The organism is Sphingobium sp. Cam5-1, assembly GCF_015693305.1.
Taxonomy (GTDB): Bacteria; Pseudomonadota; Alphaproteobacteria; order Sphingomonadales; family Sphingomonadaceae; genus Sphingobium.
The window spans coordinates 270,321-283,771 of record NZ_CP065140.1 but is presented as its reverse complement, the minus strand read 5'-3'; the positions used below and the strand labels follow the sequence as shown (position 1 = coordinate 283,771).

The window sequence follows — 13,451 nt, the reverse complement described above, 5'->3', positions numbered from 1 at the left end:
GTCATCCTGCCATCAGTCGAAGGTAGGAGGGCGGCGTGGCCCGCAAACCGGTGAAGCCGGCAGGCAGATGCCAATAGGCTAGGTGCAGGAGCCAGGATACCGCGCGCCCTGCCTTTGCTTTCCGCAGACCCCACCAGCCTGCCGCGGCAAGCGCCATGCCAATGAGAATATGCTGAGACAGGATGCCCCATATGAATGGAAGGACCATTGCCAGGAACTCATCCAGCGTCCACAGCCCGATCAGCTCGGGATCGTCCAGATGAGCCGGGATACCATATTTACCCTGCGCCATGTCGCCACCCTCCCCCGGCCGCACCTGGAGTGACCACCACCCAGGCACTGCCGGGAATGCTTCAGATCGTCGCCGTCACGGTCGAGGTCACGATCGGAATGCCGGTGCCGGCTCCGACCCCGACGCCAACGGGAATGGCGATCTGGCCGAGCGAGAAGCGTCCCGAAGCAAGACCGACGATGCCGCCTACCAGAGACAGGATGGTGATAATCCGGCCACCGGATCCTTCGAGAAAGCCGGTAAAGGTGTTCTCCGCGGTGTCGAATGTCGCGTCGGCGCCGGCAAAGGCCGGCGATGCAAACAGGACAAGCGCAAGAACCAGAAGAACCAGGAAAAACATAGCCGCTTCAGCACGTCCGGCCGATTTAAGGAGAGACTGCATGAAAGTTTCCTTCCGGTGAACGGCACAGCTGATCTGCGCCTGACCAGAGGCTTCAGGCACTTGGCGGGTTCATCAAGAGCGACAGGGAAGCGAATGCGTCATTTCCCTCTATAAATTGTCGATTGCATCAGAAATTGGGCGGCCTGTCCCGCAGGCAAGGACAAGTGCCAATAAAGCCGGGACAAAAATTTCCTTGATTGAAGGCCGACTGTCCCGGTCTTGAGGACAAGTAATTTTTTCCTTCACGATCAGGCGAATCACCTCGCCTGCATTATGGTTTTTCCTGTGAAGCGCATCCGAATGATTTTCGTGACCGTGAGGGGAAAATTCGAGAAATGCGCGGCGGCACGGCGGCACGTCCTGCGGTCCTGGAGAAGGCCTTGCAGAAAGCAAGGCGCATGATGCGAAGGATGTCATTGAAAACCGTGTGCAAATCGGAATCGTCGGCGAAGAACACAGATCAGGATGCGCTGACGAAGCGCCTCTACGCGGGATTGCTCATCCTCCGCCAATCGGCAGGAGCCTTTCGCCATTCCAAGGAATCGCGCCGGATCTAAAAGCATTCATGCCGACCGTGATCAAAGAATCATAAATGCACTTGCCCAATGGATTAATATCTGTTCAGATTGTTACGTCTGCGTGAACAATCAGATAGGGGGCGCAATCGTGCAAATCACGATACCGATCGCTAACGCTGAAGCTATCCGTCTTGCCGTAGAACAGGATCAGGCAGTCTTGATCGACTGGATCCGGGGAGAAATCAAACGCGACAAGCTGACACTGCGCAAGCTTGCTCTTGTCTGCGGCCTGAACAAGACCCGGCTGGGCTATATATTGCATCCCGACCCGGGCAAGCGCCGGGTAGCGCAGAATGCTGAAATCCTGCTGATATTGAAGGCGATGGGCCTCAATCCCATCCAGGCATCCGTCATGATGGAAGCGAGCCACTATAGCGATGAGACCTTCACCTCGCTCTTTGACCTCCTTGCGCGCCTTTATGTCGCACTTCCCTTGCTCGTCATGAATGCCATCAAGGATATCCAAGGCATGGATGGATCACTTATCAGGCCCGAATGGGCCGAAGCGCTGGCGGTTGCGAACGCCAAGAAGCTCAAGGAAGTGGTCATGCAGTGCCAGTTGCGCCGGGACCTGCTGACCGAACTCTGATGATCTGGCGGGACGAGCAGCCCGTCCATGGTCGACTCAACCGAGCGTCGAGGCAGGCGATATTGGGCTGGAGCCGAAGCGGAGGAGCATATCCATGAAGTGGATATGACGATCCACCTCAACATCGCCCGACGGCAGGATGAGCCTTCCAGCCGATCTCCGCGCCCGGCCTGGCCTGACGGAGGGAGGCGTGGTGGTTTCTACAGGAAACAGAGGGCGCTGTCGTGCTGCGAACCGGCGCGTGTGCCCCCGCAAACGGCCATGCGATCATCAGGTGCATCACGGGCGCGAACGCTGACCACCCTGTCTGGTTGTTCGCACTGCCGATGCCAGGGTCCGCTAAGACCGGCTCATCGAACACTGCTTTCGGGCAAATGTGGTCATAAGTTACTGTGAGGCTGGCCTCAGCCCCAGCTACAAGCCCAAGAGTGCGCCTATCTTTGCGCGTACCTCATCGATCACGACCTTTGATCCGCAGCCTTTTTTCTTCGCGCTTTCGCGCCTTCCAACCAAGGCTCTTGATCTGATCGGACAGAACTGCGCTGGGCGGTGCCTGAGAGACAACCACTTCGAAAGGATAATCCTTGATCTGGCTCGTCATAGGACAGCAAATCATCGTGCCCCGCATTTTGTTGTACGTCGCAGGGGAGAGGACAAGGGCTGGACGATGTCCCGCCTGCTCATGTCCTGCCTGGGGATCGAATTGCAGCCACACAATATCGCCAGTGTCGGGAATATAGCGACCGGCCATCAAAGCATTTCATTGCCGATCCGGGGACCAAAATCGACAATCTCGTGAAACCTCTCTGGCTTCATGCCCGCGAGCAATTCGTCGAGCGTGTAAACAGGCTTCAAAACGGGTCCGATGATGAGCCTGCCATCTTCCTGGCGAACCTCGACCTCCTGACCGATATTCAGCGCAGCAGCCGCCATGATGGCGGAGGGGATGCGGATTGCCGCACTGTTACCCCACTTCTTTACCTGAATACCCATCAGACATTCCTTTGGTTCCAGCATCAGTGTTCCATTACCAGAATGGCACGTTGTGTCGACAAATGTATCAACGATGGAGATGGGTCGTTAGTGAGCGATTCGCTCCCGCATAGACTGCCGCGTGGTCCGCCCATCATGTGGTAGTAGCTATCAACCCGCAGTGTCGGATGACCCAAAGCTTGGGTCCAGCCCGCGCGGCGCTTGAACGAAACCCACCTGTGTTCATCGAAACCGAGCACGAAGTCGAGCAAACACTTCCTGCCGCGCTTCTCTCGTCCGGCTTGGTTGCCACGTCACGGGTGATCCATCCTTCTGCAATCGATGCCTTCTTCACCGAAGCAGCCGATAACAAGCTGCATCAATCCCTGCTCATCAATAAAGTGCGCGGCCTGTTCCCCGATCTCACGCCCATTCGTGCATGGGGCCCGCCCGTTCGCCTATTGGATCATCGCTGGGGATCCGCCGGCAGTCCCGATTTCCACCTCCTCGCCCCTGGACCATTCCACATAATGCGGCGCCTCCCGTTCGATCGATCGGATACGTCCGGCATTCAAGGGTTCGATTGACTGGATGAAGCTGCGGGGCTTCTTCATCAGCTTCTTGTCCTCAACGACCACCAGCCCTGCGCGCCGCATGGCTTCGGCCACGAAATGCACGCAGTTCCGGCTGTTAAGCCGATAACGATGATCGCCTTCTTCACCCCATTCCGCCACCAGTTTCATGATCGCGTCATGCTGTGCTTGCGTGAGCACCACGGAAAAATGAGCGTTGCTGCGGGCGATATAGGCGTCAGTCGCCTCCTCGATACGGCCCGGCACTGTGCCGAACAGGATGGCAGGCGTTATCGCCTTGGCCGTGAACCCATAGCTGGCGCGCACCCGTGTTCCGTCAATGCGTGTCCCGTGGAGGGTGAAGAACGCATGAGGGAAATTACGGCCCAGTTCCTGCGACCAGAAGGTGGCGACGACCTCCGCCCGGGCAGCCGCAGGGAACAGTAAGCCCAGGCAGAGCACAACAGCTATCGCAAGCTGAAGACGCAGCAGCATGTCGGCGGCTCGACGACAGGTCACGAATACCTCCATGCCACGCCTCCGCGGCTCGGGACATGAGCGGGCGTTGCATTGCCGCGACCGGCTGCCGCATCTGCCACAGTTCCTCCGGGCTCTCCGGCCATCATGAAAACTCCCCGCTTCCCTGTCATTCAAATGAAGGCAAACCGCGATAGGCGCTGCAGATCGCATGCTTCACCTTTCATGCGACGATGACGGCTCGCCGGTAGAATGTCGAACAAAGATTGATATAGGAATCGATGAAGATTTCGGACCATTGAGGCAGCAAAGATGAGCAGGAAATATTTCGGCACGGATGGCATTCGTGGACGAACCAACGAATGGGCGATGAATGCTGACCTCGCCATGAGGGTCGGCATGGCCGCCGGCAAGCATTTTCAGCGTGGCAGCCACCGCCATCGCGTGGTGATCGGCAAGGATACGCGCCGATCGGGTTATATGGTGGAAAATGCGCTGGTCGCGGGGTTCACCGCCGTCGGCATGGACGTGGTGCAGTTCGGGCCGATCCCCACCCCCGCCGTAGCGCTGCTCGCCCATTCGATGCGCGCGGACCTTGGCGTCATGATCTCGGCCAGCCACAATCCCTATTATGACAATGGGATCAAGCTGTTCGGTCCGGACGGGTACAAGCTCTCGGACGAGGATGAGCTGAGGATCGAGGCGATGCTCGACCAGGACATCCCGCTCGCAGCATCCCAGGATATCGGCCGGGCCCGCCGCGTCGAAGACGCCCGGGGCCGTTATATCCATGCCGTCAAATCCAGTTTTCCGGCTGACCTCAGGCTCGACGGCCTCAGGATCGTGATCGATTGCGCCCATGGCGCAGCCTATCAGGTGGCGCCCTCCGCGCTTTGGGAACTGGGAGCAGAAGTGGTGGCGATCGGGGTCACGCCCAACGGCACCAATATCAACGACCAGTGCGGGTCCACCGCGCCGCGTCTGCTGCAGGAAACGGTGCTCTCCTCGGGCGCCGATATCGGCATTGCGCTCGACGGCGACGCCGACCGGCTGATCGTGGTCGACGAGCATGGCGCGATCGTCGACGGCGACCAGATCATGGCGTTGATCGCAGGAGATTTTGCGCGGGCAGGCGCCCTGCGCGGCGGCGGCCTGGTAGCCACGGTCATGTCCAACCTGGGCCTGGAGCGCCATCTGGCCGCGCACGGCATCAGGCTGGAACGGACCAGGGTAGGCGACCGCTATGTGCTGGAGAAGATGCGCGAGGGAGGCTATAATGTCGGCGGTGAACAGTCAGGGCACATGATCCTGTCGGACTATGCGACGACTGGCGACGGCACGGTCGCGGCGCTGCAGGTGCTTGCTGCCCTGGTCCGCGCAGGCAAGCCGGCGAGCGAGCTGCTGCACCAGTTCGACCCCGTGCCGCAGCTGCTCAGGAACGTCCGCTTCAAAGGCGGCAAGCCCCTCGAGCATGACGCGGTCAAGCGCGTCATTGCACAGGCCGAACAGGAACTGCATGGCGGCGGCAGGCTGGTGATCCGGCCTTCAGGCACGGAACCTGTGATCCGCGTGATGGCCGAAGGCGACCGGGAAGACCAGGTCAAGGACGTGGTCGAGCGGATCTGCAACGCCGTGGCCATGGCTGCTGCATGATCGCGGGTATTGATGCCCATGTCTGACGCCGCCAGGAGGCGCGGCCCACCTCCCGGGCGAGCCGATCGGATCAAGCGATCCTTTCCGCTGGCAGGTGGGCAACCTCGTGCATCGAACCATCCTTTGCGAAAAATCCGCGCCGAATTCGCGATCGGCGCGTCGCGATACGGCCGCATTGGGCAACAGCGCGATTACGGGATACGCCGCGAGGATACAGACAGGCACGGGAGGAGCCCCAAGTGCGGTGCGCTTACAGCAGGGCACGCGCTCCATTAGCGGCTGCTCTCGCCGCCCTGCGGAAGGCAGGGTCTCAAGAACGCGCCTCCCGATCCGCGCGCCCATATCATCGCGACCGCTGAGGGGTAGGTGATGCGCTCAAAGCGCCCGGACGTTATGACATGGCGACCCGCCCTTTGCATAAAAGGTGCAAAACAGCCCCCTCATCGCCGGCCTCCCAGGCCAGGAGCCGACACCTTGCGCTCTGCTTTTTCCGTGGGTTACTCTGTGCGAAGACTCAGCCTCAGCCTTCCCATCGGCAAGTTGAGTCTATGGCCGGCCACTCTCCTCGGTCGTCCATCTGTCCCGGTGCGCGCCTTGCATGCTCAGTGGCATGGCGCTGCGCCGGGGCACTTTGAATCGCTGATAATCACCCAATCGCTGGCCGCCATCCAACGCGCCGTGACCAAATTTCGCCCTATCAGGTCTGGGGTCTTGGACTCTGCCGCGTCAAATCTCTAATGATCGCAACGACTCAGCTCTCACACAGACAGTCTGGGCTGTGTCGCGACGGCCGGTTAACGGGGCCCTTTCCTCCCGGCCAGCCTGTCCCGACGCTGGCGGCTTACAGCGGCTTCATGACACAGCGTCGGGGCTTTTTTCGCCGCCATTGCCCTGCTCATCGCGCCCTTGGTTCACGTCCGGCATGGGGCGAGGCAAACCGCAGGGCAAAGGAGGGAAGGCGAGGCCCGTCCTGTCATCAATGCTACAGCGGTGCCAACCGCAGCCGCTATTGGGTACCTCGCGCAGCAGTACGAAGCTCTTTTCAGCGCAAAATGCCGGTCTCGTACGACAGGTCGAGCGGCAACCGCTGTGGCGCAGAACGGATCATGGCGATCGCGATGCGTTCGTCGCTCATGTGCTGATGTGACTGTTCGCGCCATGAGGGCAGTGTGCCGCGATCACCAATCATCTATGTTGATCGCCTCAAAGCCACTCGTTGGGACGCGCCGCGAAATGAAAAAGCCAATCACGCGCGACTCCGGGGCGTGTTCCAGAATAAGGTCTTTGCAAGCCCTGAAGCTGCACCCTGTGGTCAACATGTCATCGACGAGAAAAACGATAGGTGGAAGTGTTTCCAGCATAGACACTGCAAGGCGAAGCTTCGCCCGTAGGGCATCCGGGTCGCGCGTATCATCATTTTCGTGCGCCGCATCGCGAGCTTGAGCCAAAGTGACTAGCTCGAGAACGTTAGCCGTGGGATGGATAGCCCTACAAACCTTAGCCATCCTGTCGTCATATTCAGCGTCATCTGGCAGCTTGGAAGGCGGTATCGGCACAAATACGCACGAACCAAGGGATGCCGGATTCAGACTGCTGGCGAGTGCCGCCGCAGCATCCCCGATAGCCTGAACCTTGTATTTCCACTGGAACGTGCCGCGCGTGCTTGGTTTCTTCTTTAAATTCGAAATCAACTGGTTGGTGGCGCTGTGGGCAAAGCCTGCGCGCGGCGTATACTCGCCAACAAAGTAGCACTCATCACCCTCAGTCAGATGATGATGATCTCCCCGTTCGAGTTCTGTGATTTTGCGAGGCTTACCCGACCAGCTGTCGTCTGACTTCGTCATAACTATCCACTCGGATCGCGCCCTCCTTCTCGAACCGAGCAGGCCAGGTCAAATCACTCCTCTCGAAACAGCTCTTCATGATAAGAAGCTTCCGCCCTTGTCGGAGCGCCTCCTTCGCCTGGACAAGCGTTCCTGACGTCTCACCGGCCTCCACGATGATTGTAGCTTTGGTGAGCGCGGACATGACTTTGTTGCGTTCGGGGAAAAAGAACCGGTTCGTTCGGAAGTTTTGTGCGTCGTAGCGCTCCACTGGGATCGGGCTGATTAACAGATAATCTTTCGCGATCAGATCCTGGAGTGCAGCGTTCGCTTTGGGATAGGCTTGCCCCAAGGGCGTGCCGATCACGGCGATCGTTTGCCCGCCTGCTGCTATCGCCCCCTGATGAGCTGCCGTGTCAATGCCTTCAGCCAAGCCAGACACAACGGTGAGGCTATCCTGCGTCAGACGCTTGGCGACATAGGCCGCGCGCGCACGACCTTCCTCGGATGGCTTTCTAGTGCCGACGACCGCCACCCCCGGCTCAGCTGCGAGTGCCCAATTGCCTTGAAAATAGAATAACTCGATTGGGTCCGTCGCATCTCTGAGCCGTTCTGGATACTCCCATTCGCCATGAACGCGAACATCAAATCTGTGAGGCGTGCGAGCGCGAATCTTCTCCAGCACGCGCCGTCCGATTTCCCGCGCTTCGTTCTCAGGGACCAGGTCGGAGGGACGCGCTCCAGGACTATTGCGAAATGTGGCGGCGATGCTCTTGAAACTCGCATTGTGTTCCGACCAGAGCGCTTCATATGCGCCGAGTTCGAGAACAGCGTCGAACGGCGCGGCAATAGGCTCCGCGCGGTCGTCAACGTTCCAAAGAGTGTGCTGCTGCACGGCGTGTCCCCTTCCGGTCAACCAAAGCCGCTGGGATTGCGGGAGTCAATCATCGCCCCGGCCAGCCTATGAAAAATTGCTGCGGAGAGCATAGAACAAATAAGGAACATCGTCAAACTGGCTGGATGGCGGCATGGATCACTCGTGGGTAAGCGCCGGGCCACGATCGTCGCGGCGGGAAACGCCCCTGTGCGGAACTTCTGAAGAGAGTTATGGCGCGACCATGAATCCACATCTCTGCGCCTTTTCGCCTCTCAGCACTGAGCGCCTTAACATCCGGCCACTTGCAATGACGGATGCGCCCGCCGTCGCTTGCCTCACGGATGATCCTGCAATAACGGATGTTGTTCATTTCCTTCCCTCACCCTTCACCGTCCGCGAGGCGGAGGCGTTGATCGCCAGCAATAACGATGCGAACTGCTTTCTTGGTGTCTGGAGGCAGGGTGACCTGATCGGGGTTGTGGGGATCCACGCACACGGTCGCGATCGGTTGGAAGTAGGATATTGGATCGGTTCACATTTCCAGCGCCAGGGATATGCGGCCGAAGCCGTGGCAGGCGTCATAGCACAATTGCAGCGTCTGCACCCCAACCGGCAGGTGACGGCGGAATGTAGAACCGGAAACGAGGGTTCCTGGAACCTTCTGCACAAGCTAGGCTTCCGCGCTACAGGACAGCAGGGCGACCGCCCCGGACGCGAGTTGCTAGTGTTCCACGGTCGTTGAACCGTCGCCGGTAGCCATCCACTCTCCACCCCATAACGCGTTTTATCCTCGTTCATCTTCGCGTCATTCGCGGCTGCTATCGGGAGGCGCAGGCGGCGGCCTTCCTGAAGGACTGCAAGGGTCGCCGCCTCACCGCAGGCCCACCTTGCGTGCGTAGATGGCCAAGGCATGACGGTCATGTTGACCGACAACGCAGTGCCATGAGCCAGGAAATGGCTTCAGAAGAGGGTAACGATCGCCATTCTGCGCGGGGCTGGCCGAGATGGCTCCATGTCATTGATCAAGGCACGATCCTGCACCCGGCCAAGCCGATCCCAGTTGGCGAGCGTCCGGGCAACATAGCGTTGGGTTTCCCCAATCTGCGGCACCGCGCCGTTGCGGATGCGGCCGGGTCCTGCATTATAGGCCGCCAGAGCAAGATGATAGGCGCCGTAGCGGTCCAGCTGGGCCCGCAGATATCGAGCCCCTCCCTTGAGATTTTCCGCGCTGTCATAGCGATTGACGCCTAGCTCCGCCGCCGTCAACGGCATGAGCTGCGTCAAACCGAAAGCACCCTTGGGCGAAACGACGGAAGGGTTATAGCGGCTCTCGCTGATGATCATGGCATCGAAAAGTCCCACCGGTATGCCATGTTGGCAGGCCGCCTCCCGCATAAGCCCAAAATGGGCCGCCCGCCTCCGTTCTGCGTCCGCTTCGAGGAAGCCCGATGGACGATAGGCCATCTGCGAGCAGTCGCCCGGCGAGAATTGGGGACCGGACGGTCCGCTTCTCATCCACAAGGGGATCTCGAGCGCCGCGATCCCGTCCTCCGTGGGGCGGGCTTGACCGTACATGTCTTGGTCGCCGATCGTTGATCCTTGGGACAGCGGCGGCTTTTGCGTTTCCGCCTGCCCCACAAGAAACATCTGGAAAGCAGGCCGCGACAGGTCTTCGCTCTTCTGTGCCCGAGCCGCCAGGATCGCAGGGTCCTGTCCCACAAGAAGCTGCGCCGGATTTCTCATCTCGATCAGCTGGACCGCGCGTCCCACGTCGAGGGTTTGCGCAGATGTCGTGCCAGGGAGGAGAAAGATGACGGCGATGAATGCCAGAATGTCTCGCATGAATGCCTCGCCATTGCTTGGGAGTTCAAGGAGAGAACGGCAGGTTTAAACTTGTCAAGCCCTGCCCATTGCTCGAAACTTGTGCGGTTCATCCCATCGGGAGCACCATGCATGTGGCTGATCGACCGGCAGACCGACGGCAGGGCAGGCAGTCGCCGGATCCCGCTCCCTGCAGTCCTGCAGGAGGCGCTCATACGCTGGTATATAGGCGCCGGCAGCCGGGACGACGAAGCAGCGGGCATCACGCTCGTGCAGCAGGCGCGGATCGGCGGCAAGTGGATCGCCTGCAATTGCCTTGGCCATGCCTCGCTGCCGCCCATTCTGACGCCGGCATATCTCAGCGAAGCGGAAACCTATTATTTGCGGCGGTTGACGCAAACGAACCGGCCCGAGCACCGGTCCGATTGCCCCTTCTTTCGCGATTCCGCGACCAACCGCATCACCCATGTGCGCAATCATTCGGACCCGGTCGACCCGCCGACCGGCTTTTTCGAGGTTCTCAGGCCAGCGCCGGACAAGCTGGCGCAAAGACCCGAGAGGGAGCTTACCGACGATCGTACTCGCAACGCATCCATTCCGCGCCTTGCCCGGCTGCTCTGGCGGCTGATCGATGCATCGGGCGTAAACCGGCTGCCGCCCCTTGCCGAAACGGCTCGCGACCATTCCATCGCTCGCGAATTCAGGGCGCTTGGCCGATCGGCGGGGCAGATCGAGATCGCTCCCGGGATCGAGCTCGGGCGGCTTTTCTGGACACATGCTGGAGCACTGCATGGAAAACAGGTTTATGCAGCGCTCCGCCGGCTCGCCGAAACCTGGCCGACCGGACATGCGCCACAGGCATTCCTGGCGCTGTTCGCGGACAAATTCGAAGGCAATGTCGTCAGCGCCGCAGGCGCCGAACCGGTACATCTCGCCAACCGCGTCCAGTCTCCATCGGTCCTTACCAATCGTATCGCAGGTCCCTATCTCGTTCTGGTTGTTGTCGGCCAATATCCGGAATCGCGCGGCTATTCTCCGCTCAGGGCCTATGCCCAGCCGATCCTCTCGGGGCGCAGGTTCGTACCGGTGGCATCAGAGTTCGAGCGCACCATCTTGCAGGAGCTGTTACGGGTCCAATATTCCCTGCGGCGATATCATATTGAGTTTGCGGTGGAAAAGCCGGTCTTCGACCGGTTGACCCAGTCCGGTTCATGCCGACCCGACTTTCTGATCGAGGCACGCTCCATGAAGACCGGGGAGGTCCGTGAGCTTGTCCTGGAGGCGAGAGGTCCAGACGCCTCGGACCCCGCGCCCATCAGCGCTCCCGCGTCTCCTGCCCATGACAGATCCGTGCTGAGGCTCACTCCACAGAACTGGGAAGACGCCCCCTTGTCGGAAAAGCTGCTGAATGCTCTTCATCTGTAACGCCGACCGCATCAAAACTGTTCACGGCTCTTATATTTCCTGTACAGCGCCCCAAGTCGCCCCAACATTCCTCCCATCATGAGGCCCAGACATGGCAGATGAGACCAGTTCCGACATTACCACCCTCACCGTCCAATTGCTGAGCGCCTTTGTCTCGAAGAACAGCGTGCCGAGCGATCAACTCGCGGAATTGATCAAAACGACACGCGCGGCACTGACGCAGGACATCACACCATCCCCGGACGCCAGCGTCGCGAAAGAATATACGCCCGCTGTTTCGGTCCGCAAAAGCCTTGCCTCGCCTGACCATATCTTGAGCCTGATCGACGGGAAGCCCTACAAGACTTTGAAGCGGCATCTGGCGACAAACGGATTGACGCCTGACGAATATCGCCTCCGCTACAAATTGCCGGCGAGCTATCCCATGGTAGCGCCGAGCTATTCGCAGGCGCGCCGCGCCGTCGCACAAAAGTTGCGCCTCGGTCACAAGACGAGCGCGGTTTCTCCACCGCCACAGCCATCAGAGACAACCGCACATGCAGATCCCGCCCGCGCGGCAATAGAGACGTCGCCGGCGCCATCAGCTGTGACCGCAAGCCCCAGGGCGCAGCCTCCGCAGACGCCGGCCTCCGCCAGGAAGCCGCGCGCTTCAAAACTGCGCCTGTCCTTCAAGATGGCGGAGCAGGAAAAGCCCAAATCGGCTGGCGAGGAAAGCGGGTCGACCCCGGCATCGACCGATGACAAATCCGCAGTCCCCGGACCAACCAGATCGCCGGTCCGGAGCGCAGGCAGGCGCCCCACGAAGCGCCGGTCGCCGACCAAAACCATGGGTTGAAGTCGAGCCGCTGACCCCAACAAGCCTCCCGGTAAAGCGGCGTGCCCTTTACCGGGAGGCTCGCCGGGCCGGCTCATGCACTGGCGGCCCGTCTCGCTGCTCCCGATGATCCACCCCTTGACCGGATAATCCGGGGAAGCGGCGCAATGCTTCCAACGTCATGCGGGGTCACAGCGATCCTTGAAACATTTATGAGGCAATCATCCTGTTACCGGCACTTCACCTTGCCGCGATCGATTTCGCGGCCAAGAAGCGCGCCGCCCACGCCGCCTGCAATCGTGCCGAGCGTCTTGCCCCCGACAAGATTCGCCAGGAGCGCGCCCCCAACGCCGCCAATGACAAGCCCGGTCGTCCCATCGGAACGACGGCAATAAGCGCGGCCATCATGACCCCGGAAGATCTGGTCATTACGGCCAAGACGGCGCTCGCGATAATTGCCGCTCCGGTAGCTGCGCGATGGCTCCCAATTGCGCTGGTTGCCGCGCCACTCGTAGCGCGCCCTGTCGTCTTTCCGATGATGGGAAGGCTTGGCATCCGCCACCCCTGAAACGAGCGTGAGGCCCACGGCCATCGCCGATACCAGACCCATAAATTGCTTTCCCATGATTGTCTCCCGTGTTCCGGTCATCTCTAAAAGCAATCGCGCATGAATGCTTTATGAGCGATTGAATCATTTCTTCCTTTTTCTCGCAATGCCTGGCGATAAGCTCTGGATCCTGCCAGAAAGGATAATCGCCATGTCGCCTGCTGAAGACGTTCCTCTGCCTGACGCTGCCCTGGTAAGAGCGATGGGCGGCGCCCTTTCCATCTTCGCGACCCTCCTGACCCGCCGCGGCATTGCCGACATGAGCGAACTCGCCGATCTCCTCGGGCTTTATGCGGTCGCCACCAGCCAGGCGGATGAAGCGGAAGGAATGATTTTGGGATGCTGGGCCGGGATGCTGAAGGATGTGGCGGAGCATCAGGATGAGCCCTCTGATAATGACCGTCCGACCTGAATATCCTTTCCCGCCTCGTCAGCGAAAGGAGGTGAGGAAGATGCAGAGCCAGGCATGGTTGTGCTGAGCCTGCTGCTGCGACAGCACCCCCTTTCTCCATGCCCATCTTACGGCCGACCTGCTGAACGCCGCCCCGGCCTGTGAAAAATCCGCGCGC

The 13,451-nt window shown here is 60.1% G+C and carries 15 protein-coding genes and 1 pseudogene; 7 read left to right on the top strand and 9 right to left on the bottom strand.

Annotated elements, in window-relative coordinates; genetic code table 11:
- Nucleotide 1: 1 nt before the first annotated feature.
- Together traL and IZV00_RS19945 are read right to left on the bottom strand one after the other, a co-directional pair.
- Nucleotides 2–292, bottom strand: coding sequence for a type IV conjugative transfer system protein TraL (traL, locus tag IZV00_RS19950; protein WP_044663448.1), 291 nt, complete (start codon nt 290–292; stop codon nt 2–4).
- Nucleotides 293–353: 61 nt separating this feature from the next.
- Nucleotides 354–674: a hypothetical protein gene (locus IZV00_RS19945; protein ID WP_044663449.1), complete on the bottom strand. Its 321-nt coding sequence runs from the start codon at nt 672–674 to the stop codon at nt 354–356.
- A gap of 335 nt (nt 675–1,009) precedes the next feature.
- On the opposite strand from IZV00_RS19945, the gene IZV00_RS19940 reads away from it, so the two are divergent.
- Entirely contained in the window at nt 1,010–1,231 is a 222-nt protein-coding gene (locus IZV00_RS19940; RefSeq protein ID WP_196227591.1) for a hypothetical protein, read from the top strand.
- 109 nt (nt 1,232–1,340) lie between these two features.
- Nucleotides 1,341–1,841 carry a hypothetical protein gene (locus tag IZV00_RS19935; protein ID WP_157009873.1) on the top strand — a complete coding sequence of 167 codons (501 nt, stop codon included), beginning with the start codon at nt 1,341–1,343 and terminating at the stop codon, nt 1,839–1,841.
- Between the two features lie 414 nt (nt 1,842–2,255).
- Here IZV00_RS19935 and mazF read toward each other — a convergent pair.
- The 3 genes and pseudogenes from mazF to IZV00_RS19920 all read right to left on the bottom strand — a co-directional run bounded on the left by mazF (nt 2,256) and on the right by IZV00_RS19920 (nt 3,916).
- A pseudogene (gene mazF / locus IZV00_RS19930) lies at nt 2,256–2,592 on the bottom strand (endoribonuclease MazF).
- Nucleotides 2,592–2,834: an AbrB/MazE/SpoVT family DNA-binding domain-containing protein gene (locus tag IZV00_RS19925; RefSeq protein WP_044663450.1), complete on the bottom strand. Its 243-nt coding sequence runs from the start codon at nt 2,832–2,834 to the stop codon at nt 2,592–2,594. Before IZV00_RS19925 ends, mazF begins: the two are co-directional and overlap by 1 nt.
- Before the next feature lie 437 nt (nt 2,835–3,271).
- The gene (locus IZV00_RS19920) at nt 3,272–3,916 is read right to left on the bottom strand and encodes a hypothetical protein (RefSeq protein WP_157009874.1); all 645 of its coding nucleotides are present in this window, start codon (nt 3,914–3,916) and stop codon (nt 3,272–3,274) included.
- A gap of 258 nt (nt 3,917–4,174) precedes the next feature.
- On the opposite strand from IZV00_RS19920, the gene glmM reads away from it, so the two are divergent.
- Complete coding sequence (gene glmM / locus IZV00_RS19915) at nt 4,175–5,515, top strand: phosphoglucosamine mutase (RefSeq protein ID WP_044663451.1); 1,341 nt, start codon at nt 4,175–4,177, stop codon at nt 5,513–5,515.
- A gap of 1,178 nt (nt 5,516–6,693) precedes the next feature.
- On the opposite strand, the gene IZV00_RS19910 is transcribed toward glmM, so the two are convergent.
- The gene (locus IZV00_RS19910; RefSeq protein ID WP_044663452.1) at nt 6,694–7,359 is read right to left on the bottom strand and encodes a phosphoribosyltransferase; all 666 of its coding nucleotides are present in this window, start codon (nt 7,357–7,359) and stop codon (nt 6,694–6,696) included.
- The gene (locus IZV00_RS19905) at nt 7,328–8,233 is read right to left on the bottom strand and encodes a DNA-processing protein DprA (RefSeq protein ID WP_044663453.1); all 906 of its coding nucleotides are present in this window, start codon (nt 8,231–8,233) and stop codon (nt 7,328–7,330) included. Before IZV00_RS19905 ends, IZV00_RS19910 begins: the two co-directional genes overlap by 32 nt.
- Before the next feature lie 223 nt (nt 8,234–8,456).
- Here IZV00_RS19905 and IZV00_RS19900 point away from each other — a divergent pair, with 223 nt between their 5' ends.
- On the top strand, nt 8,457–8,957 hold the full coding sequence (locus tag IZV00_RS19900) for a GNAT family N-acetyltransferase (RefSeq protein WP_044663454.1): 501 nt from the start codon (nt 8,457–8,459) through the stop codon (nt 8,955–8,957).
- A gap of 218 nt (nt 8,958–9,175) precedes the next feature.
- Here the strand turns inward: IZV00_RS19900 and IZV00_RS19895 are convergent, their stop codons facing one another.
- Nucleotides 9,176–10,057 carry a lytic transglycosylase domain-containing protein gene (locus IZV00_RS19895; protein WP_157009876.1) on the bottom strand — a complete coding sequence of 294 codons (882 nt, stop codon included), beginning with the start codon at nt 10,055–10,057 and terminating at the stop codon, nt 9,176–9,178.
- Between the two features lie 111 nt (nt 10,058–10,168).
- Between IZV00_RS19895 and IZV00_RS19890 the strand changes: the two genes are divergently transcribed.
- Together IZV00_RS19890 and IZV00_RS19885 are read left to right on the top strand one after the other, a co-directional pair.
- Nucleotides 10,169–11,461 (top strand): hypothetical protein, encoded by a 1,293-nt coding sequence (locus IZV00_RS19890; protein ID WP_044663455.1) that lies wholly within the window; start codon nt 10,169–10,171, stop codon nt 11,459–11,461.
- A 91-nt stretch (nt 11,462–11,552) separates the two neighbouring features.
- On the top strand, nt 11,553–12,296 hold the full coding sequence (locus tag IZV00_RS19885; protein WP_044663456.1) for a MucR family transcriptional regulator: 744 nt from the start codon (nt 11,553–11,555) through the stop codon (nt 12,294–12,296).
- 208 nt (nt 12,297–12,504) lie between these two features.
- On the opposite strand, the gene IZV00_RS19880 is transcribed toward IZV00_RS19885, so the two are convergent.
- Nucleotides 12,505–12,900 carry a glycine zipper 2TM domain-containing protein gene (locus IZV00_RS19880; protein WP_044663457.1) on the bottom strand — a complete coding sequence of 132 codons (396 nt, stop codon included), beginning with the start codon at nt 12,898–12,900 and terminating at the stop codon, nt 12,505–12,507.
- 133 nt (nt 12,901–13,033) lie between these two features.
- On the opposite strand from IZV00_RS19880, the gene IZV00_RS19875 reads away from it, so the two are divergent.
- Nucleotides 13,034–13,294: a hypothetical protein gene (locus IZV00_RS19875; RefSeq protein WP_230463505.1), complete on the top strand. Its 261-nt coding sequence runs from the start codon at nt 13,034–13,036 to the stop codon at nt 13,292–13,294.
- Nucleotides 13,295–13,451 lie beyond the last annotated feature (157 nt).

Bases quoted from the DNA above. Each gene is read 5' to 3' on its own strand.
- traL (WP_044663448.1), bottom strand. From the start codon at position 292: ATGGCGCAGGGTAAATATGGTATCCCGGCTCATCTGGACGATCCCGAG.
- IZV00_RS19945 (WP_044663449.1), bottom strand. From the start codon at position 674: ATGCAGTCTCTCCTTAAATCGGCCGGACGTGCTGAAGCGGCTATGTTT.
- IZV00_RS19940 (WP_196227591.1), top strand. From the start codon at position 1,010: ATGCGCGGCGGCACGGCGGCACGTCCTGCGGTCCTGGAGAAGGCCTTG.
- IZV00_RS19925 (WP_044663450.1), bottom strand. From the start codon at position 2,834: ATGGGTATTCAGGTAAAGAAGTGGGGTAACAGTGCGGCAATCCGCATC.
- IZV00_RS19920 (WP_157009874.1), bottom strand. From the start codon at position 3,916: ATGGAGGTATTCGTGACCTGTCGTCGAGCCGCCGACATGCTGCTGCGT.
- glmM (WP_044663451.1), top strand. From the start codon at position 4,175: ATGAGCAGGAAATATTTCGGCACGGATGGCATTCGTGGACGAACCAAC.
- IZV00_RS19910 (WP_044663452.1), bottom strand. From the start codon at position 7,359: ATGACGAAGTCAGACGACAGCTGGTCGGGTAAGCCTCGCAAAATCACA.
- IZV00_RS19900 (WP_044663454.1), top strand. From the start codon at position 8,457: ATGAATCCACATCTCTGCGCCTTTTCGCCTCTCAGCACTGAGCGCCTT.
- IZV00_RS19895 (WP_157009876.1), bottom strand. From the start codon at position 10,057: ATGCGAGACATTCTGGCATTCATCGCCGTCATCTTTCTCCTCCCTGGC.
- IZV00_RS19890 (WP_044663455.1), top strand. From the start codon at position 10,169: ATGTGGCTGATCGACCGGCAGACCGACGGCAGGGCAGGCAGTCGCCGG.
- IZV00_RS19885 (WP_044663456.1), top strand. From the start codon at position 11,553: ATGGCAGATGAGACCAGTTCCGACATTACCACCCTCACCGTCCAATTG.
- IZV00_RS19880 (WP_044663457.1), bottom strand. From the start codon at position 12,900: ATGGGAAAGCAATTTATGGGTCTGGTATCGGCGATGGCCGTGGGCCTC.
- IZV00_RS19875 (WP_230463505.1), top strand. From the start codon at position 13,034: ATGTCGCCTGCTGAAGACGTTCCTCTGCCTGACGCTGCCCTGGTAAGA.